Annotated in this window: 19 protein-coding genes; 11 read left to right on the top strand and 8 right to left on the bottom strand. The window is 73.5% G+C overall.

Going from position 1 to position 19,729, the window contains the following annotated elements:
* Positions 1 to 8: 8 nt before the first annotated feature.
* Positions 9 to 737 carry a ZIP family metal transporter gene (locus OHA99_RS28890; protein WP_153180488.1) on the bottom strand — a complete coding sequence of 243 codons (729 nt, stop codon included), beginning with the start codon at positions 735 to 737 and terminating at the stop codon, positions 9 to 11.
* Between the two features lie 104 nt (positions 738 to 841).
* Between OHA99_RS28890 and cobM the strand changes: the two genes are divergently transcribed.
* The 5 genes from cobM to cobC are packed head-to-tail and all read left to right on the top strand — an operon-like array spanning position 842 to position 6,638.
* Positions 842 to 1,654 carry a precorrin-4 C(11)-methyltransferase gene (gene cobM / locus OHA99_RS28885; protein WP_164385242.1) on the top strand — a complete coding sequence of 271 codons (813 nt, stop codon included), beginning with the start codon at positions 842 to 844 and terminating at the stop codon, positions 1,652 to 1,654.
* A complete protein-coding gene (cbiE, locus tag OHA99_RS28880; protein ID WP_405698343.1) occupies positions 1,651 to 2,886 on the top strand; it encodes a precorrin-6y C5,15-methyltransferase (decarboxylating) subunit CbiE in 1,236 nt (411 codons plus the stop codon). The genes cobM and cbiE overlap by 4 nt, the downstream gene beginning before the upstream one ends.
* Positions 2,883 to 4,652 carry a precorrin-3B C(17)-methyltransferase gene (gene cobJ, locus OHA99_RS28875; protein ID WP_405698342.1) on the top strand — a complete coding sequence of 590 codons (1,770 nt, stop codon included), beginning with the start codon at positions 2,883 to 2,885 and terminating at the stop codon, positions 4,650 to 4,652. Before cbiE ends, cobJ begins: the two co-directional genes overlap by 4 nt.
* Positions 4,649 to 5,566, top strand: a complete 918-nt coding sequence (locus OHA99_RS28870) for a sirohydrochlorin chelatase (protein WP_153180486.1) — start codon at positions 4,649 to 4,651, stop codon at positions 5,564 to 5,566. Before cobJ ends, OHA99_RS28870 begins: the two co-directional genes overlap by 4 nt.
* Positions 5,538 to 6,638, top strand: coding sequence for an Rv2231c family pyridoxal phosphate-dependent protein CobC (gene cobC, locus OHA99_RS28865; RefSeq protein WP_153180485.1), 1,101 nt, complete (start codon positions 5,538 to 5,540; stop codon positions 6,636 to 6,638). Before OHA99_RS28870 ends, cobC begins: the two co-directional genes overlap by 29 nt.
* Positions 6,639 to 6,683: 45 nt before the next feature.
* Here cobC and OHA99_RS28860 read toward each other — a convergent pair whose 3' ends face one another.
* From OHA99_RS28860 to OHA99_RS28850, 3 genes are all read right to left on the bottom strand, one after another.
* Positions 6,684 to 7,661 carry an SCO1860 family LAETG-anchored protein gene (locus OHA99_RS28860; RefSeq protein WP_194280130.1) on the bottom strand — a complete coding sequence of 326 codons (978 nt, stop codon included), beginning with the start codon at positions 7,659 to 7,661 and terminating at the stop codon, positions 6,684 to 6,686.
* Between the two features lie 197 nt (positions 7,662 to 7,858).
* Positions 7,859 to 8,950: an amidohydrolase family protein gene (locus OHA99_RS28855; RefSeq protein WP_405698341.1), complete on the bottom strand. Its 1,092-nt coding sequence runs from the start codon at positions 8,948 to 8,950 to the stop codon at positions 7,859 to 7,861.
* Positions 8,951 to 8,960: 10 nt separating this feature from the next.
* A complete protein-coding gene (locus OHA99_RS28850) occupies positions 8,961 to 9,497 on the bottom strand; it encodes a hypothetical protein (protein ID WP_405698340.1) in 537 nt (178 codons plus the stop codon).
* Between the two features lie 240 nt (positions 9,498 to 9,737).
* Between OHA99_RS28850 and OHA99_RS28845 the strand changes: the two genes are divergently transcribed.
* From OHA99_RS28845 to thpD, 5 genes are all read left to right on the top strand, one after another.
* The gene (locus OHA99_RS28845) at positions 9,738 to 10,865 is read left to right on the top strand and encodes a pyridoxal-phosphate-dependent aminotransferase family protein (protein WP_405698339.1); all 1,128 of its coding nucleotides are present in this window, start codon (positions 9,738 to 9,740) and stop codon (positions 10,863 to 10,865) included.
* A 329-nt stretch (positions 10,866 to 11,194) separates the two neighbouring features.
* Positions 11,195 to 11,707, top strand: a complete 513-nt coding sequence (ectA, locus tag OHA99_RS28840) for a diaminobutyrate acetyltransferase (RefSeq protein ID WP_153180480.1) — start codon at positions 11,195 to 11,197, stop codon at positions 11,705 to 11,707.
* Positions 11,708 to 11,836: 129 nt separating this feature from the next.
* On the top strand, positions 11,837 to 13,108 hold the full coding sequence (gene ectB / locus OHA99_RS28835) for a diaminobutyrate--2-oxoglutarate transaminase (protein WP_007448159.1): 1,272 nt from the start codon (positions 11,837 to 11,839) through the stop codon (positions 13,106 to 13,108).
* A gap of 98 nt (positions 13,109 to 13,206) precedes the next feature.
* Complete coding sequence (locus OHA99_RS28830; protein ID WP_003976954.1) at positions 13,207 to 13,605, top strand: ectoine synthase; 399 nt, start codon at positions 13,207 to 13,209, stop codon at positions 13,603 to 13,605.
* Between the two features lie 6 nt (positions 13,606 to 13,611).
* Entirely contained in the window at positions 13,612 to 14,508 is an 897-nt protein-coding gene (gene thpD, locus OHA99_RS28825; protein ID WP_194280129.1) for an ectoine hydroxylase, read from the top strand.
* Between the two features lie 81 nt (positions 14,509 to 14,589).
* Here the strand turns inward: thpD and OHA99_RS28820 are convergent, their stop codons facing one another.
* The 4 genes from OHA99_RS28820 to OHA99_RS28805 all read right to left on the bottom strand — a co-directional run bounded on the left by OHA99_RS28820 (position 14,590) and on the right by OHA99_RS28805 (position 18,832).
* Positions 14,590 to 15,684: an aminotransferase class V-fold PLP-dependent enzyme gene (locus OHA99_RS28820; protein WP_153180479.1), complete on the bottom strand. Its 1,095-nt coding sequence runs from the start codon at positions 15,682 to 15,684 to the stop codon at positions 14,590 to 14,592.
* Between the two features lie 71 nt (positions 15,685 to 15,755).
* The gene (locus OHA99_RS28815; RefSeq protein WP_381500878.1) at positions 15,756 to 16,469 is read right to left on the bottom strand and encodes a DsbA family oxidoreductase; all 714 of its coding nucleotides are present in this window, start codon (positions 16,467 to 16,469) and stop codon (positions 15,756 to 15,758) included.
* A gap of 91 nt (positions 16,470 to 16,560) precedes the next feature.
* Entirely contained in the window at positions 16,561 to 17,169 is a 609-nt protein-coding gene (locus OHA99_RS28810) for a DUF1349 domain-containing protein (RefSeq protein ID WP_405698338.1), read from the bottom strand.
* A gap of 133 nt (positions 17,170 to 17,302) precedes the next feature.
* The gene (locus OHA99_RS28805; RefSeq protein WP_366473591.1) at positions 17,303 to 18,832 is read right to left on the bottom strand and encodes an aldehyde dehydrogenase (NADP(+)); all 1,530 of its coding nucleotides are present in this window, start codon (positions 18,830 to 18,832) and stop codon (positions 17,303 to 17,305) included.
* Between the two features lie 122 nt (positions 18,833 to 18,954).
* On the opposite strand from OHA99_RS28805, the gene OHA99_RS28800 reads away from it, so the two are divergent.
* Positions 18,955 to 19,728, top strand: coding sequence for an IclR family transcriptional regulator (locus tag OHA99_RS28800; protein WP_153180475.1), 774 nt, complete (start codon positions 18,955 to 18,957; stop codon positions 19,726 to 19,728).
* Position 19,729 lies beyond the last annotated feature (1 nt).

The raw sequence follows: 19,729 nt of genomic DNA, 5'->3' as shown, positions 1-19,729 counted from the left end.
CCCGGCGCTCACTCCGCGATGCCGACCACCAGCCAGATGAACGCCGCGCCCGCGACCGTGCACAGCAGGGTCGAGCGGGCGGGGTGCTCGTGGTGGGCCTCGGGGAGGATCTCGGCCGCGGCGAGGTAGAGCAGTACGCCGCCGAAGAGGCCGAGATAGGCGCCGAGCGCTTGCTCCGGGATGGTGAACAGGAGGGTGGAGGACGCGCCGACGACGGGGGCCAGCGCGTCGGCGACCAGCATCGCGACGGCGCGGCGGCGGGCGTTGCCGTACAGGCTGGTCAGCGTGTAGGTGTTGAAGCCGTCCGCGAAGTCGTGGGCGATCACCGCCAGCGCGACCGCGGCGCCCATGCCGCCGCCGACCTGGAAGGCGGCGCCGATCGCCACGCCGTCCATCGCGCTGTGCCCGACCATCGCGGCCGCGGCCGTCAGGCCCACCTCGGGCGAGCGGTGGCCGTGCTCGTCGCCCCCGTGTGCGGCGCGGCGGGCCGCCAGCAGGCGTTCCACCAGGTGGGCCAGGAGGAATCCGGCCACGAAGAGCAGCAGGGCCGCGGGGACGCCGAACACCTCGTCACCCGCCGCCTCCAGGGCCTCCGGCAGCAGGTCGAGGCCGACCACGCCCAGCATGAGGCCGCCGGCCAGGCCCAGGACCAGGTGGCGCCGGTCGGTCACGCGCTGCGCCGTCCAGCCGCCGGCCAGCGTCATCAGGAACGCGCCGAGCGCGACGAAGACCGCCATGGGCCCTTGGTATCCGATCACCCCGCGTTCACGCGCGTACGACAGCAGCAACCGCAGTAAATATGCACAGGATGCGCAGGATGCACAGGAGAGGACCGAAAACGATGGATTCCGAGGCCAGGGTGACCTTCGTCGGTGCCGGTCCCGGCGCCGCCGACCTGCTGACGTTCCGTGCGGCGCGTGCCATCGCCGAGGCGGACGTGGTGATCTGGGCGGCGAGCCTCGTCCAGGCGGAGGTGCTCCAGCACGCGCGGGAGGGTGCCGAGGTGCTGGACTCGGCGACGATGTCGCTGGAGGACGTCGTCGCCGTGTACCGGCGGGCCCGGGAGCAGGGGCTGCGGGTGGCCCGCATCCACTCCGGCGACCCGGCGCTGTGGGGCGGCACGCAGGAGCAGCTGGACCGGTGTGCGGAGATCGGCGTCGCGACCGAGGTGGTGCCCGGTGTCTCCGCGTTCTCGGCGGTGGCCGCGCTCGCGCAGCGGGAGTTGACCATCCCGGAGGTCGCGCAGTCGGTGGTCCTCACCCGCCTCGGCGGGGGCAAGACGCCGATGCCGCCCGGGGAGGAGGTCCGCGAGTTCGCGAAGCACGGCACGACGATGGCGGTCTTCCTGTCCGCGGCCCGCAGCGGTCAGCTGGTGCGGGAGCTGCTGGAGGGCGGTTATCCGACGGACACGCCGGTCGTCGTCGCCTACCAGGCCACCTGGCCGGAGGAGCTGATCGTGCGGTGCACGATCGGGACGCTGGAGGAGACGGTCAAGGAGCACAAGCTCTGGAAGCACACCCTGTTCCTGGTCGGCCCGGCCCTCGACGCGCACGGCACCCGCTCGCACCTCTACCACCCGGGGCACTTCCACGGCTATCGCAGGGCCGACCCCGAGGCGCGCCGGGAGCTGCGCTCGCGGGGTGCGCGCACGTGATCACGGTGGTCGGGGCGGGGACCGGTTCCCCGCTGCCCGAGGACGTGGCCGTCGGCGCGGAGCTGGTCGTCGGCGGGCGGCGGCACCTGGACGCCGTACGGCTGCCGGAGGGCGCGAGGACGGTCGTCCTCGGGGCGCTGGCGCCGGCCCTGGACACGGTCGCGGAGTACGTCGCGAAGGGGCGGCCGGTGACGGTGCTGGCCTCCGGCGACCCGGGGTTCTTCGGGATCGTGCGGGCGCTGGCCGAGCGGTTCGGGCCGGAGCGGCTGGACGTGCGGGCCGGGGTCTCCTCCGTCGCGGCGGCCTTCGCGCGGGCCGGGCTGCCGTGGGACGACGCCGTGGTGGCGAGCGCGCACGGGCGGGACCTGCGCACGGCGGTGAACCTGTGCCGGGCGTACCCGAAGGTCGCCGTGCTGACCGGTCCCGGGGCCGGTCCGGCGGAGCTGGGGGCCGCGTTGCGGTCCGACGGGCGGGTGTTCGTCGTCGCCTCCGCGCTGGGCTCCGACGGGGAGCGCGTGGAGCGGGTGACGCCCGCCGAGGCCGCCGGACGGGACTGGGGCGCGGCGGTGAGCGTGCTGCTGTGCCTGGACGAGGCGCGGGCGCTGGGGCCGGTTCGGGCGGTCGCGGGGCCGCGTCCCGGGCCCGCCGGGTGGGCGCTGGACGAGGACGCGTTCGCGCACCGGGACTCGATGATCACCAAGTTCGAGGTGCGGGCGCTGGCCCTGGCCCGCCTCGGGCCGCGCCCCGGCGACCTGGTGTGGGACGTCGGCGCGGGCTCCGGGTCGGTGGCCGTGGAGTGTGCGCGGCTCGGTGCCGCCGTCACCGCGGTCGAGAAGACGTCGGACGGGGTCGGGCGGGTCCGGGCCAACGCCGCCGCGCACGGTGTCGACGTGCGGGTGGTGCACGGGGCGGCGCCCGCGGTCCTGTCCGGTCTGGGGGACGACCCCGACGCCGTGTTCGTGGGCGGCGGCGGGCGCGAACTGCCCGCGATCGTCGCCGCGTGTGCGCGGCGGGCCCGGCGCGTCGTGGTCGTCGCCGTGGCCGCGCTCGACCGGGTGCCGGCGGCCCGCGAGGTGCTGCTCGGCGCCGGTCTGGAGTGCGACGGGGTGCTGTTGCAGTCCTCGCGGCTCGCGCCGCTGCCGGGTGACGTGACCCGGCTGGCGGCCGCCAATCCCGTCTTCCTGCTGTGGGGCGTCAGGCCGCACGGCCGTACCGAAGGAGTTGCCCCTTGATCGGCCTCATTTCCGCCACGGCGGCGGGAGCGGCGGCGCGGGACCGGCTGGCCGCGGCCTGGCCGGGCCGCACGCGGGTGTACGGGGGTCCCGTCGGGGACGCCGTGCGGACCGCGTTCGCCGAGTGCGACCGGCTGGTGTGCTTCCTGGCGACGGGGGCCGCGGTCCGGCTCGTGGCGCCGCTGCTGGACGACAAGCGGACCGACCCGGGTGTGGTGTGCGTCGACGAGGGCGGGCGGTTCGCCGTGTCGCTGGTCGGCGGGCACGGGGGCGGCGCCAACGAGCTGGCCCGTGCGGTCGGCGAGGTGCTGGGCGCGGAGCCGGTGGTGACGACGGCGACGGACGCCGTCGGCCTGGCCGGCCTGGACACGCTCGGGCTGCCCGTAGAGGGCGATGTCGCCGGGGTGTCGCGGGCGCTGCTGGACGGCGAGCCGGTGGCGCTGCGCGCGGAGGTGGCGTGGCCGCTGCCGCCGTTGCCGGTCGGCGCCGAAGGAGCGTACGGAATCCGGGTGACGGACCGCACGGTGGAGCCGTCGGAGGGCGAGGTCGTCCTGCGTCCGCCGTCCCTGGTGGTCGGTGTCGGCGCCTCCCGGGGCGCACCGGTGGACGAGGTGCTCGGGCTGGTGGAGGACGCCCTGCGCGAGGCGGGGCTGTCCGCCGCGTCGGTCGCCGAGTTGGCCACCGTGGACGCCAAGGCCGAGGAGCCCGGGATCGTCGGGGCCGCCGAGCGGCTGGGCGTGCCCCTGGTGACGTACGCCGCCGACGCGTTGGCGGGCGTCGAGGTGCCGAACCCCTCCGACGCGCCGCTCGCGGCCGTGGGCACCCCGTCGGTCGCGGAGGCGGCGGCGCTGGTGCGCGGGGGCGAACTCCTCGTGCCCAAGCGGAAGTCGGCGGCGGTGCCCGCGATGGCGACCTGTGCGGTGGTACGGCGTCCCGGGCGCGGGCGGCTCGCGGTGGTCGGGCTCGGGCCGGGCGCCCGGGACCTGGTGACGCCGCGGGCGCGGGCGGAGCTGCGGCGGGCGTCGGTGCTGGTCGGGCTCGACCAGTACGTCGACCAGATCCGCGATCTGCTGCGGCCCGGCACCCGGGTGCTGGAGTCGGGTCTCGGCGCGGAGGAGGAGCGGGCCCGCACGGCGGTCGAGGAGGCGCGGCGCGGGCAGGCCGTGGCGCTGATCGGCAGCGGGGACGCCGGGGTGTACGCGATGGCCTCGCCCGCGCTGGCCGAGGCGTCCGACGACATCGACGTGGTCGGGGTGCCGGGCGTGACGGCGGCCCTGGCGGCCGGGGCGATCCTGGGCGCGCCGCTGGGCCACGACCACGTGTCGATCAGCCTGTCCGACCTGCACACGCCGTGGGAGGTCATCGAGCGGCGGGTGCGGGCGGCGGCGGCGGCGGACCTCGTCGTGACGTTCTACAACCCGCGCAGCCGGGGCCGCGACTGGCAGCTGCCGAAGGCGCTGGCGATCCTCGCCGGGCACCGCGAACCGTCGACCCCGGTGGGCGTCGTGCGCAACGCGTCGCGCGCCGACGAGTCGAGCCGCCTGTCCACGCTCGCCGCTCTGGACCCGGCGACCGTCGACATGATGACCGTCGTGACGGTGGGCAACACCGCGACCCGGGAGATCGCCGGGCGCATGGTGACACCGCGCGGCTACCGCTGGCAGGAGAACCCGGCGTCCCGCCGCTCCCCCGCCGCTTCTTCCCTGACCTCCGGGTCCGGGACGTCCGCATCAAAGACATCAGAGACATCAGAGGAGACCCTGTGACGACCCCGCCCGCCCTGCTCATCGCCGGACACGGCACCCGGGACGAGGCCGGAGCCGAGGCGTTCCGCGACTTCGTGCGCGAGCTGGGCCGACGCCACCCCGAGCTGCCCGTCGCGGGCGGCTTCATCGAGCTCTCCCCGCCGCCGCTGGGCGACGCGGTCGCCGAGCTGGTCGAGCGCGGTGTGCGCCGGTTCGCGGCGGTGCCGCTGATGCTGGTGTCCGCCGGGCACGCCAAGGGCGACATCCCGGCGGCGCTGTCCCGCGAGAAGGAGCGCCACCCCGGCATCTCGTACACGTACGGTCGTCCGCTGGGCCCGCACCCGGCGCTGCTGCGGGTGCTGGAGCGGCGCCTCGCGGAGGCGGTCGACCCGTCCTGGGACCCGTCCGAGACGACCGTGCTGCTGGTGGGTCGCGGGTCGACCGATCCGGACGCCAACGCCGAGGTGTTCAAGGCGGCGCGGCTGCTGTGGGAGGGGCGCGGGTACGCGGCCGTGGAGACGGCGTTCGTGTCGCTGGCGAAGCCGGACGTGCCGGGCGGCCTGGACCGGTGTGCGCGGCTGGGGGCGCGGCGGGTCGTCGTGCTGCCGTACTTCCTGTTCACCGGCATCCTCCCGGACCGGGTCCGGCACCAGACGGACGAGTGGGCGGCCGCGCACCCGGAGACGGAGGTGCGATCGGCGGACGTCATCGGGCCCGAGCCGGAGCTGCTCGACCTGGTGTGGGAGCGGTACGAGGAGGCCGTGAAGGGCGACCTGCGGATGAACTGCGACAGCTGCGTGTACCGCATCGCGCTGCCGGGGTTCGAGGACAAGGTGGGGCTGCCGCAGCAGCCGCACTTCCACCCCGACGACGACGGCGACCACCACCACGGGCACCATCACGGGCATGGACACGCACACTCCCACGCACACTGAGTCCGGGACCGGGACCGGCGGCCCGGACCTGCGGCACCACGGGGACGCCGAGGTGCGCGACGACGGTTCGGCGCTGGTGGACCTCGCGGTGAACGTCCGCGCGGACACTCCCCCGGCCTGGCTGCGTGCGCACGTCGCCGCCTCGCTCGGCTCGCTCGCCGCCTATCCGGACGGGCGGGCCGCGCGGGCGGCGGTGGCGGCGCGGCACGGGCTGCCGGTGGAGCGGGTGCTGCTCACGGCGGGCGCGGCGGAGGCGTTCGTGCTGCTGGCGCGGGCGCTGAAGGTGCGCCGGCCGGTCGTGGTGCACCCGCAGTTCACCGAGCCCGAGGCGGCGCTGCGGGACGCCGGGCACACCGTGGGCCGGGTACTGCTGCGGGCGGCGGACGGCTTCCGGCTCGATGCGGCGGCCGTACCTGAGGACGCCGACCTGGTCGTGGTGGGCAACCCGACGAACCCGACCTCGGTACTGCACCCGGCGGACGTGCTGGCGTCGCTGGCCCGGCCCGGCCGGACGCTGGTCGTGGACGAGGCGTTCATGGACGCGGTGCCGGGTGAGCGGGAGGCGCTGGCCGGGCGGACGGACGTGCCCGGGCTGGTCGTCCTGCGCAGCCTCACCAAGACGTGGGGCCTCGCGGGGCTGCGTATCGGATACGTGCTGGCGGACCCGGAGACGGTCGGCGAACTGGAGCGCGCCCAGCCGCTGTGGCCGGTGTCCACGCCGGCGCTGGCGGCGGCGGAGGTGTGTGTGACGCCGCGGGCGCTGGCGGAGGCCGCCCACGCCGCCCACCGCATCGCCGCCGACCGGGAGCGTCTGGTCGCCGGGCTCGCGGGGTGCGCCGGGGCCGGTCTCCGGGTCGTCGCACCGCCCGAGGGTCCCTTCGTGCTGCTCCGCGTCCCGGACGGCGCCGCCGTACGGCACCGGTTGCGCGAGCTGGGGTACGCGGTGCGGCGCGGGGACACGTTCCCGGGTCTCGGCGGGGAGTGGCTGCGCCTGGCGGTACGGGACCGGGCGACGACGGAGGGCTTCCTGCGGGCGCTGGAGCGGGCGGTGGCGGCGCCGGGACCGGCCTGAGGCGTACGTCGTACACCCCCGGCCGGTCCCGCGTGCTCGGTCCGGTCAGCCGCGCCTGCGCCGGGCCAGGACCAGTGCTCCGCCGCCCGCCAGGACCAGGGCCGCGGCGCCGGCCGCGACGTACGGCGTCGACGAGCTGCCGCCCGTCTCGGCGAGGTCGGCCTCGGTGCGGGCGCCCTGGGCCCGCACGTCGCCCGCGGGCTCGGCGTCGGGATCAGCGGGGTCGGCCTTCTGGCCCGCGTCCTGGCCGGCCGGGGGCTCGTCGGTCTTCGCCGGGGGCTGCCCGGCCCCGTCCGCCGGGGCGGCCGGGGACTCGCAGGTCGCCTTCGCCAGGGTGACGGTGCCGTCGACCTCGGCGACGTTCAGGTCGAGCGGGTTGACGTGGACCTTGAGTTCGAGCGCGGTCGCGGCGGCCGTGCGGGAGGTGGTCTCCTCCTTCGAGAGGTCGAGCCGCACCTCGCCGACGCCGGGCACCTTCACGTCGGTCGTGCCGCCGGTGGTGAGCGTGACCTTCTTGCCGAGGACGGTCACCGGGCCCAGCAGGTTGGCGTCGGCGACCGGCTGCTTCCCGGCCTCGCAGGTCGCGGTGGAGGTGACCTCCTGGACCTCGATCACCGACAGCAGCGGCAGGCCCGGGACGTGCAGCCGGGCGCGGGCCAGCGTCGTGGTGCCCTCGCTCCTGCCGGCGGTGGCCGTCGCCTTCGCCTCGGCGACGTCGGCGCGCAGGACGCTGAAGGGCTTTCCGCCGTCCACGCCGTCCAGCCGGGCGGTGAGCGCCGTCTTCTCGGCGCTCTGGGGCGCCTGCACCTCGTTGAGGGTGACCGCGAGCGGGACGTTCACGGTCTTGTTGAGCAGGGAGACGTCGAGCCCGGTGCGCAGCACGGTGGCGCTCGCGCGGCCGTGGTCACCGGTCGCGTGGGCCGATGCCGCGCCGGCCAGGGTCGCGGGACCCGCGGCCAGGGCCGTGGCCGCCGCGACGACGGCGAGACGGCGTGCGGGCATGCGGAAGGTGTTGCCGTTCAAGGTGGTGGGACCCCCAGTGAGACATGCGTGCGGGGCACGCATGAGCGACGTGCTTGGGACCCGGACAGAATGTCGCCGCCTCCGCCGAACCGTCAGCGAACCGGGGGCACTTCACCCCTTCGTGGGGTTTTGGCGAACCTGTTCGAACCTGCTTCGCATCGCTCGGCACAGGTGTTCGCCGGTGTCACTCCCATTGGTCAACCGACGACCCGCCCGTTGAGCACCACCCGGCGCGGAGCGGTGAGCACGCGCACGTCCGCGCGCGGGTCCTGTTCGTACACCACCAGGTCCGCCGGTGCGCCCTCGTCCAGTCCCGGACGGCCGAGCCAGCGCCGGGCCGCCCAGGTCGTCGCGGAGAGTGCCTCGAGGGGCGGGATGCCCGCGGTGACCAGTTCCGCGACCTCGGCCCCGGCCAGTCCGTGGGCGAGGGCGCCGCCGGCGTCGGTGCCGACGAAGACCGGGACGCCGGCGTCGTAGGCGTTGCGCACGGTGTCGTAGCGGCGTTCGTGGAGCCGGCGCATGTGGGCCGACCAGCGCGGGAAGCGGGACTCGCCGCCGTCGGCCAGCGCGGGGAAGGTGGCGATGTTGACCAGGGTGGGCACGATGGCGACCCCGCGCTCGGCGAAGAGGGGGATCGTGTCGTCGGTCAGTCCCGTGGCGTGCTCGACGCAGTCGATCCCGGCCTCCACCAGGTCGCGCAGGGAGTCCTCGGCGAAGCAGTGCGCGGTGACGCGGGCGCCCAGGCGGTGGGCCTCGGCGATGGCCGCCTCGACGGCGCCGCGCGGCCAGCAGGCCGACAGGTCGCCGAGGTCGCGATCGATCCAGTCGCCGACCAGCTTCACCCAGCCGTCGCCGCGCCGCGCCTCCTGGGCGACGTACGCGACGAGGTCGTCGGGCTCGACCTCCCAGGCGTAGTTGCGGATGTAGCGGCGGGTGCGGGCGATGTGGCGGCCGGCCCGGATGATCTTCGGGAGGTCCTCGCGGTCGTCGATCCAGCGGGTGTCGGAGGGCGAGCCCGCGTCGCGGATGAGCAGGGTGCCCGCCTCGCGGTCGGTCAGCGCCTGCTTCTCGGCGACGTCGGCGGGGACGGCGCCGTACTGGTCGAGGCCGACGTGGCAGTGCGCGTCGACCAGGCCGGGCAGCGCCCACCCCTCGACGGTGCGGACGTCGGCGGCGCCCGCGGGGCGGTCGTAGGAGATCCGGCCGTCGATCACCCACACCTCGTCCCGGACCTCCTCCGGTCCGACGAGCACCCGACCCTTCACGTGCAGCACCGCGCGATCGCTCATGCCCCGCACCCTAAAGGCTGCCCCCACGGCGGTTCGAGGCCGGTGCCCGGCCGTCGCTCCGCGCCGCCGCGCGGGCGCGCCGCTCGGTCGCGTACCCGGCCGCCACGGCGCTCCCGACGGCGGTGAGCGCCAGGACGGCGACGCCGGGGTTGAGGTGGCCGGGGATGTCGGCGGAGTCGTAGCCGTCGCCGTCGAGGGTCTCGCAGCGGAAGCCGAGGGGCAGGTAGGAGACGGAGTAGTCGACGACCTGTCCGGACCGCTCCGGCGGCACCCCGTCACGGCACGGCCGCGGCGGCACGGAGTCCGTCCCGCCGTCCTCCGCTTCCATGACCGCGCCCCCGACGCACAGCAGGCCCCAGAGGTACAGCAGGGCGGCGGCCCCGCCGGCGGCCCCGGCGACGCCCCGCAGGGGCGCGCCCGGCAGGCGCGGCACGCGAGCCGCGGCCACCGCTGCCGCGGCGGGGTGGCGGGGGTAGGTGCCGGCGCCCCGGCGGAGGACGGCGGCCGTCGCCGCCGCGACGAGGACCAGCAGCACAAGAGCGAGCACGGGGCCCATTCCACCAGCCGAACGATCACCCGGCTGTGACGGAAGCCATGATTCCGGGCGTGGGGGTGTCGCAACGGAAGCCCTCCGGCGCGAGTGCCGGCGGGCGCCATGGTTACTCTCGATTCCGTACGCGACGTACCCGCGTCCGTACGGGACGTGTGCGCGTGCGGACGAACGTGCGCGTGTCCGTACGCGACGCACCCGCGTCGTACACCTGCCGTTACTGAAGAGAGCACCGCCGTGACCCATCCCTTCCTGGATCTCGCCCCGCTGAGCGCCGGCCGTTTCGCCGCGATCGAGGACCGGGTCGCGCGCCTGCTCGGCACCGGGCAGGACGTGGTGGTCATGCAGGGCGAGGCGCTGCTGCCGCTGGAGGGCGCGATCCGCGCCGCCGCGGGTCCGGGCACCGTCGCGCTGAACGTCGTCACGGGCCCGTACGGGCAGACCTTCGGGAACTGGCTGCGGGACTGCGGCGCGACCGTGCACGACCTCGCCGTGCCGTTCCACACGGCCGTCTCCGCCGAGCGGATCGGCGAGGCCCTCGCCGAGCACCCGGAGATCGACTTCGTGTCGCTGGTGCACGCCGAGGCGGCGACCGGCAACACCAACCCGGTCGCGGAGATCGGCGAGGTGGTGCGGGCGCACGGCGCGCTCTTCTACCTGGACGCGGTCGCCTCGGTGGGCGCGGAGCCGGTGCTGCCGGACGCGTGGGGCGTGGACCTGTGCGTGATCGGCGCCCAGAAGGCGATGGGCGGCCCGGCCGGGGTGTCGGCGGTGTCGGTGAGCGAGCGGGCCTGGGCGCGGATGGCGGCGAACCCGAACGCGCCGCGGCGGTCCTACCTGTCCCTCCTGGACTGGAAGGAGCGCTGGATCGACGGCGGGCGCAGGGCGCTGCTGCACGCGCCGGCGCAGTTGGAGATGCTCGCGCTGGAGGCGTGCGTGGAGCGCGTCGAGGCGGAGGGTGCCGGCACGGTGATGGCGCGGCACGCGTCCGCCGCGGCGGCCACCCGGGCCGGGGCGCTCGCGCTGGGCGGTCTGGAGCCGTACGTGTACGAGGCGAAGGACGCGGCGCCGGTCGCGACGACGCTGCGCACGCCGTCGGACGTCGACGCGTCCGCGCTGGTGGCGCGCGCCCTGGAGTCCGACCCCGCGCTGCCGCTGGCGGCGGGCGGGGGCGCGCTGGCGGGCGAGATGATCCGGGTCAACCACTACGGTCCGGACGCGACGCGCGAGGCCGTGCGGGGCTGCCTGGCGGCACTGGGTGCCGCGCTGGCCGAGCGGGGTCTGAAGGCCGATCCGGAGGCGGCCCGGCGGGCCGTCGAGGAGGCGTGGGAGCGGCCGGCCGGTACCGGCCCGTCGGAAGGATGAATTCGAGGGAATTCCCGATGCTCACACAAGCAGAATTAAGGAATTCCACTCAGCGCAGCTTCCCGTATTCTTCTGCCCGCTTTCCTCGGACCTAAACACAACAATTTCACGAGTTCCGATCTTCACATTTCGGACACGTCTCGCGCGGGTTACGCGATTGTGACCCGATCCACATGCTGCCCGTTTTGCGGCTTGCGTCCCCCACAAATCGCCCCATAGCGCCGCCGTCTCGCGCGGTGGCACGCGCCCGCGTGATAACACACGAGGCGCCCATTCGTAACCCCATCCGGCGATGCAATTTCGAATTTCCCTGGGTAAATTCAATTTGCATGACTGCCGCGCAAGCAGACCTGCAAATCGACCGTCCGAGAGTGGCCGACGGAGCCGCGCTGTGGCGCATAGCGAGGGATTCCGAGGTCCTCGACCTGAACTCCTCGTACAGCTACCTGCTCTGGTGCCGGGACTTCGCCGCCACCTCTGCCGTCGTCCGCGACGGGCACGGCGTGCCGGTCGGCTTCATCACCGGCTACGTACGGCCGGACAGCCCCGACACCCTGCTCGTGTGGCAGGTGGCGGTGGACGGGACGTACCGTGGTCGTGGGCTCGCGGCCACGCTGGTCGACGGACTGGCGGAGCGGGTGGCCCGCGAACGCGGGATCACCACCCTGGAGACAACGATCTCTCCCGACAACACGGCGTCCCAACGGCTGTTCACCTCGTTCGCCGAGCGCCGCGGCGCCCGGCTCGAGCGAGAAGTCCTGTTCGACACGGCAGTGTTCCCCGACGGGCCGCACGAGCCCGAGGTCCTGTACCGCATCGGCCCCCTGTCCGCCGGCGGCTGACCCCTCGCCGAGCCGCCGGGGCACCCCCGGCCGTCCGGCCCCCAGACTTCCCGGCCGGGACCGCGACCGGTCCCACCGGACCCGTACGACCTTCCTCTCCCACCCTCACCCCACGAGGAGCGATTCGTCGTGACCATCACCCAGCCCGACCTCAGCGTCTTCGAGACCGTCGAGTCCGAGGTGCGCAGCTACTGCCGCGGCTGGCCCACCGTCTTCGACCGTGCGGTCGGCAGCCGCATGTACGACGAGGACGGCCACGAGTACCTCGACTTCTTCGCCGGAGCGGGCTCGCTCAACTACGGGCACAACAACGCCGTGCTGAAACGCGCGCTGATCGACTACCTGGAGCGGGACGGCGTCACGCACGGGCTCGACATGTCGACCACCGCCAAGCGTCGCTTCCTGGAGACGTTCCAGAACACCATCCTGCGCAAGCGCGACCTGCCGTACAAGGTCATGTTCCCGGGCCCGACGGGCACCAACGCCGTCGAGGCCGCGCTGAAGCTGGCGCGCAAGGTCAAGGGACGCGAGTCGATCGTGTCCTTCACCAACGCCTTCCACGGCATGTCGCTGGGCTCGCTCGCCGTGACCGGCAACGCGTTCAAGCGGGCCGGCGCCGGCATCCCGCTGGTGCACGGCACGCCCATGCCGTTCGACAACTACTTCGACGGCACCGTCGAGGACTTCATCTGGTTCGAGCGGCTGCTCGAGGACCAGGGCTCCGGCCTGAACAAGCCGGCCGCCGTGATCGTCGAGACCGTGCAGGGCGAGGGTGGCATCAACGTCGCCCGGGCCGAGTGGCTGCGCGCCCTGGCCGCCCTGTGCGAGCGCCAGGACATGCTGCTCATCGTCGACGACATCCAGATGGGCTGCGGCCGTACCGGCGCCTTCTTCTCCTTCGAGGAGGCGGGCATCACGCCGGACATCGTCACCGTCTCCAAGTCGATCAGCGGCTACGGCATGCCGATGGCGCTGACCCTGTTCAAGCCGGAGCTGGACGTCTGGGAGCCGGGCGAGCACAACGGCACCTTCCGCGGCAACAACCCGGCGTTCGTCACGGCGACCGCCACGCTGGAGGCCTACTGGGCCGACGGGTCGGCGATGGAGAAGCAGACCCGCAAGCGCGGTGAGCAGGTCGAGCAGCACATGATCGCCATCACCGAGGAGAACCTCGCCGACGTCAAGGAGTACCGCGGCCGCGGCCTGGTCTGGGGCCTGGAGTTCCACGACAAGGACCGCGCGGGACGCGTCGCCAAGCGCGCCTTCGAGCTGGGGCTGCTCATCGAGACGTCCGGGCCCGAGAGCGAGGTCGTCAAGCTGCTGCCGGCGCTCACCATCACGCCCGACGAGCTGGACGAGGGCATGAAGACCCTGGCCCGGGCCGTGCGCGAGACCGCCTGACCCGCACGGCACCACCCGTACTTCCGGCGCCTTCGGCCCGCGCGGCCGAAGGCGCCGGGGACCATTGCACACCCTCACCTAGGAGGCATCGCAACACCGTGATCGTCCGTTCGTTCAAGGAGTTCGAAGGCACCGACCGGCACGTGAAGAGCGCGTCCGGCACCTGGGAAAGCACCCGGATCGTCCTCGCCAAGGAGAAGGTCGGCTTCTCCGTGCACGAGACGATCCTGTACGCGGGTACGGAAACGTCGATGTGGTACGCGAACCACATCGAGGCCGTCGTCTGCACCAAGGGCGACGCCGAGTTGACCGACCGCGAGACGGGGAAGACGTACCACATCACGCCGGGCACGATGTATCTCCTCGACGGCCACGAGCGGCACACGCTCAAGGTCAAGGAGGACTTCCACTGCATCTGTGTCTTCAACCCGCCCGTCACCGGACGGGAGGATCACGACGAGAACGGCGTCTACCCGCTGCTCACCGAGGAGGTGTGAGTCACCGTGACCACGACCACGCACGTCACTGATCTCTATCCCACCCGCGGCGCCACCGAGGTGGCAACCCCCCGGCAGGACCCGGTGGTCTGGGGCTCCCCGGACACGCCCGGTCCCGTCTCGGCGGGTGACCTCCAGGCCCTGGACCGCGACGGCTTCCTCGCCATCGACCAGCTCATCGGCCCCGACGAGGTCGCCGAGTACCAGCGCGAGCTGGAGCGCCTCACCAGCGACCCGGCCATCCGCGCGGACGAGCGCTCGATCGTGGAGCCGCAGTCCAAGGAGATCCGGTCGGTCTTCGAGGTGCACAAGATCAGCGAGGTCTTCGCGAAACTGGTGCGCGACGAGCGCGTGGTCGGTCGGGCCCGGCAGATCCTCGGCTCGGACGTCTACGTCCACCAGTCGCGGATCAACGTCAAGCCGGGCTTCGGGGCCAGCGGCTTCTACTGGCACTCGGACTTCGAGACCTGGCACGCCGAGGACGGCCTGTCCAACATGCGCACGATCTCGGTCTCGATCGCGCTCACGGAGAACTACGACACCAACGGCGGTCTGATGATCATGCCGGGGTCGCACAAGACGTTCCTCGGGTGCGCGGGGGCCACGCCGAAGGACAACTACAAGAGGTCCCTGCAGATGCAGGACGCGGGGATCCCGTCCGACGAGGCGCTGACGAAGATGGCCTCGGAGTACGGCGTCAAGCTGTTCACCGGCAAGGCCGGCTCGGCGACCTGGTTCGACTGCAACTGCATGCACGGGTCGGGCGACAACATCACGCCGTTCCCGCGCAGCAACGTGTTCATCGTGTTCAACAGCGTGGAGAACACGGCCGTGGAGCCGTTCGCGGCACCGATCCGACGGCCGGACTTCATCGGCGCGCGGGACTTCACTCCGGTGAAGTGAACCGCGTCTGAATCTCGGGCAGGGGCCTTTTCGTGTGGGACGGGAGGCCCCTGCCCGATGCCGTTCCAGGGCCCCCTCCGCTCAGCCCGCCAGCACGTCGAGCAGCCGGTCCACGTCGGCCGCGGTGTTGTACACGTGGAAGGCGGCCCGCAGATTGCCTGCCCGGTCGGACACCTGGACGCCGGCCTCGCCCAGTTCCGCCTGCCGACGGCCGAGCCCCGGCACGGACACGATCGCCGAACCCGGCGCGTCCACCGGCTCGTGCCCCAGCGAGCGCACCCCCGCGCGGAACCGGTCGGCGAGCGCGGTGTCGTGGGCGTGCACGGCGTCGACGCCCAGTTCCTCGATCAGGGCCAGGGAGTGCCGGGCGCCGGTGTACGAGAACAGGGCGGGGGACTCGTCGAACCGCCGGGCGGAGTGCGCGTACTCCTCGACGGGCCCGTAGCAGCTGTCCCAGGGTCGCTCACCGGTCGCCCACCCGGCGAACAGCGGCGTCAGCCCGGCCGCGGCGCCCAGGTCCTCCGGTACGACGAGGAAGGCGACGCCGCGCGGGCAGAGCACCCACTTGTAGCCGACGGCGGTCACGTAGTCGAAGTCGTCCGCGGCCGTCGGCAGCCAGCCGCCCGCCTGGGAGGCGTCGATCAGCGTCCGCGCCCCGTGCGCCCGGGCGGCGTCCCGCAGCCCGGCGAGGTCGGCGATCCGTCCGTCGGCGGACTGCACGGAACTGACCGCCACGAGCGCGGTGTCCGGCCCCACGGACTCGGCGATCCGCTCCAGCGGCACACTGCGCACCTTGAGGTCGCCGCGCGCGTACAGCGGATTCACCAGGGAGCTGAAGTCGGCCTCCGCGGTGAGCACTTCGGCGCCCGTCGGCAGCGACGCGGCGACGAGCCCGCTGAACGTGGCGACGGACGCGCCGGTCGCGACCCGCGTCGCGGGCACCCCCACGAGGCGGGCACAGGCGGCGCGGGCCGCCTCGACGTCGGCGAACATGTCGAGCGGCCGCCCCTCCGCCGCCGAGGCCGCCGCGTCCCGCATCGCGACGAGGGTCCGGGCGGGGAGCAGGCCGGTACTGGCGGTGTTCAGATACGTGGTCTTCGGGGCGAACTCGGTGCGGACGAGATTCTCGAAGCTCTCCATGGCACCACTGTGCGGCCCCGTGACCTCCCCGTCCATCGCGTATTTCTACGCGGTTCCTCCAAGCAACGCTTATGAACGGCCTCTCACCTGGGCGTTCGCCCCGACCTTCATTCCTGGGGCACGGCGCACCCGTCCGGACCGCACGCCTCCGCTCCCCCGTCGTCGATCAGCTTCAGCGGCGTGCGCCCGCCCCACGCCTGGGTCAGCGCCTGGCTGAAGACCTCGGCGGGCTGGGCGCCCGAGACGCCGTAGGCGCGGTCGAGGACGAAGAACGGCACCCCGGTGGCCCCGAGCTGGGCGGCCTCGCGCTCGTCGGCGCGCACCTCGTCGGCGTAGGCGCCGGAATCGTCGAGCACCGCGCGGACCTCCCCGGCGTCGAGCCCGGCGCCGACGGCCAGCTCCACGAGCCGCTCGTCGTCGTTGAACACGGAGCGCTCGTCGGCGAAGTTGCCCCGGTAGAAGGCGTCGAGCAGCGCCTCGTGCCGGCCCCGCTCCTTGGCGAGGTGCAGCAGCCGGTGCATGTCGAAGGTGCTGCCGTGGTCGCGGTCCCGGGTGCGGTAGTCCAGGCCCTCGGCGGCGGCCTGCGCACCGAGGTTGTCCTCACCGGACTGCGCCTGCGCCTCGCTCATGCCGTACTTCGCGGTGAGCATCGTCAGCACCGGCTGCACGTCGTCCTTGGCCCGCCCGGGGTCCAGCTCGAACGAACGGTGGACCACCTCGACCCCGTCCCGGTGCGGGAAGGCCGCGAGCGCCTTCTCGAAGCGGGCCTTGCCCACGTAGCACCAGGGGCAGGCGATGTCGCTCCAGATCTCGACGCGCATGTCTCGGCTCTTCTCCAGGTCGTACGAGGCGGAGACCCTCTCCGCCTCATACGTGAACCTTCAACCAGCCGCGCTCATTCCCGCTCCTCGCTCAGCTGCCGTCCCGCAGATCCGCGGGCCAACCCGGCCGGAACTCCAGGTGGTCGTACGTCACCGTGCACCCCTCCCCCGTCGGCGCCTGTGCCAGGAAGCCGACCAGGGCGGCGCCGGTCTCCTCCTCGTCGCCCAGCGTGAAGAGCCGGACGAAGGTCCAGCGCTCACCGTCGAGGGAGGCGTGGAAGGCGAAGGCCCGTCCGCTGCGGCTGACCCGGAACCAGACGGAGTCCCCGTCGACGGTGAAGGAGTTGCAGTCGTCGGAGTGCCCCCGGGTGACCACCGTGCAGACGGTGGCCACGTCCGGGGAGTACTCCAGACACAGCTTGGCCCAGGCCCGCTCCCCCACGTGCACGTAGAGCACCCCGGCGTCGAAGGCGTCCCGGAACCCGACGGAGACCCGCGCGATCAGCTGGAAGTCCCCCTCGGGCGCCCCCAGCAACCGCGGCGCGTCGGACACGGACTCCAGCGACTCCCCGGTCGGCGGCACGAACCGGTCCTGCCGGGCCCCGGCGACGCCGGTGAGCACACCGTCGGCGTAGGACCAGTGACCTTCGGGCCCGTACGGGCTGAGGGGAAACGGCAGTTCGGGAAGCTGAAGAGTCATGCACTGATCATCGCAGGCCCAGTGAACGCTTTTTAAGGGGCGCGGGGCTGTGTCATTCTGCGGCTCCGCCGCGGGGGCGCGACCAGCCACGACGGCGCCGCACCCGGCGAAACACCCGCACCTCTGCGGCGCGCTACCGCTCCAGCACCCCGTTGAACCGCCGCGGCAGCCCCAGCGGATTGTCGTCCCGAAGCTCCACCGGAAGCAGCGCCTCGGGCGTCCCCTGATAGGCCACCGGCCGCAACCACCGCTCGATGGCCGTACCCCCCACCGACGTGGACGTCGACGTGGTCGCCGGGTAGGGCCCCCCATGCTGCTGAGCCGCCGCCACGGCGACCCCCGTGGGCCAGCCGTTGACCAGCACCCGCCCTGCCAGCGGCGTCACCTCCGCGAGGAGAGCCGCCCCGGCACCCTCTCCCGCCACTTCCTCGGCGGAGAGCTGCACCGTCGCCGTGAGGTTCCCCGGCAGCCGCGACAGCACCCCCCGCACCTCCCCCTCGTCCTGATAGCGGGCCACCACGGTGACCGGCCCGAAGCACTCCTCCAGGAGCAGGTCGTGCGCGCCCTCCGCCGCCAGTCGCGCCGCCGGCACCGTGAGGAAACCGGCGCTGACGGTGTGCTCGCCGCCCGCGCCCGGCGTCACCGGGGAGTCCACGTCGGGCAGCGCGGCGCGCTCGGCGACGCCCGCGACGAAGTTGTCCCGCATGCGGTGGTCGAGCAGCACACCGGCGTCGGTGGCGCTGACCGCGTCGGTGAGGGACTTGACCAGGCCGTCACCGGCGTCACCGGCCGGCACGAGCACCAGGCCGGGCTTCACGCAGAACTGCCCGACGCCCAGCGTCATGGAACCGGCCAGCCCCGCGCCGATCGCCTCCGCCCGCTCCGCGGCCGCCGCCTCCGTGACGACGACCGGGTTCAGCGAGCCCAGTTCGCCGTGGAAGGGGATCGGCACCGGACGCGCCGCCGCCGCGTCGAACAGCGCGCGGCCCCCGCGCACCGACCCCGTGAAGCCCGCCGCGGCGACCAGCGGGTGCTTGATCAGCTCGACGCCGGCGTCGAAGCCGTGCACCAGACCGAGGACACCGTCCGGGATGTCGTGGCGGGCCGCGGCCCGGCGCAGCACCTTGGCGACCAGCTCGGACAGGGCCGGGTGGTCGGGGTGGGCCTTGACGACGACCGGGCAGCCGGCCGCCAGCGCGCTCGCGGTGTCGCCGCCGGGGACGGAGAAGGCGAAGGGGAAGTTGGAGGCCGAGTAGACGGCGACGACGCCGAGCGGCACCTTGTAGCGGCGCAGGTCGGGGATGGGCGGGGTGGCGGTGTCGTCGGGGTGGTTGACGACCACGCCGAGGAACTCGCCCTCGTCGACGATGTCGGCGAAGGCCCGCAGCTGGTAGCAGGTGCGGGCGAGTTCGCCGGTGAGCCGGACCGGGCCGAGCGCGGTCTCCGCGTCGGCGACCTCGACGAGGGTGCCCTCGGCCGCCTTCAGCTCGTCGGCGGCGCTCCGCAGGAAGGCCGCGCGGACGGTGCGGTCGGCGAGGGCCTGACGGGCGGCGTGCGCGGCGCGGACGGCGGCGTCCACCTCCTGCGCCGTGGCCTCCACGGCGACTTGTTCACGCTGCTTCCCGGTACGGGGGTCGACACTCCAGACTGGTGCTGCTGCCACCGCGGGTCCCTCCACGTGCTCTGCACAGAAGTTGTTCGATATACTGAACGCTGTCTCTACTGATGAATATGCTGTTCGAGACTATATCTTCAGCTTCTCGTCGAACGAAGGGGTCAGGAGCGATGTCGGCTGTCGAGACGGGGGGCGGAGCGCAGGTCAAGTCCGCGGTGCGGACGGTTGAGCTGCTGGAGTACTTCGCCGGACGCCCCGGTATGCACTCGCTCGCGTCGGTCCAGGAGGCCGTCGGGTATCCCAAGTCCAGCCTGTACATGCTGCTGCGCACGCTGGTGGAGCTGGGCTGGGTGGAGACGGACGCCACGGGCACGCGGTACGGCATCGGCGTACGGGCGTTGCTGGTCGGCACGTCGTACATCGACGGCGACGAGGTGGTGGCGGCGGCCCGGCCGACGCTGGACCGGCTCTCGGACGACACGACGGAGACCATCCACCTGGCCCGTCTGGACGGCACGAACGTCGTCTACCTGGCCACCCGCCAGTCGCAGCACTACCTGCGGCCGTTCACCCGGGTCGGCCGCCGGCTGCCCGCGCACTCGACCTCGCTGGGCAAGGCGCTGCTGAGCACGTACAGCGACGAGCAGGTCCGCAAGATGCTTCCCGAGACGCTGCCCGCGCTCACCGAACACACCATCACCGACCGGGAGAAGCTCATCGAGGAGCTGCGCCAGGTGCGGGAGCAGGGCTTCGCCGTGGACCGCGAGGAGAACACTCTGGGGCTGCGCTGCTTCGGCGTGGCGGTCCCCTACCGCACCCCCGCGCGGGACGCGATCAGCTGCTCGGTGCCGGTGGCGCGGCTGACGCCCGCGCACGAACAGACGGTGAAGGACGCGCTGTTCGACGCGCGGGACCGGCTGACACTGGCCACGCGTAGGCTCTGAC

Origin of the sequence: Streptomyces coelicoflavus, assembly GCF_045041415.1 — a bacterium.
Classification (GTDB): Bacteria; Actinomycetota; Actinomycetes; order Streptomycetales; family Streptomycetaceae; genus Streptomyces; species Streptomyces coelicoflavus.
This window is presented reverse-complemented; position numbering and strand designations above follow the sequence as displayed.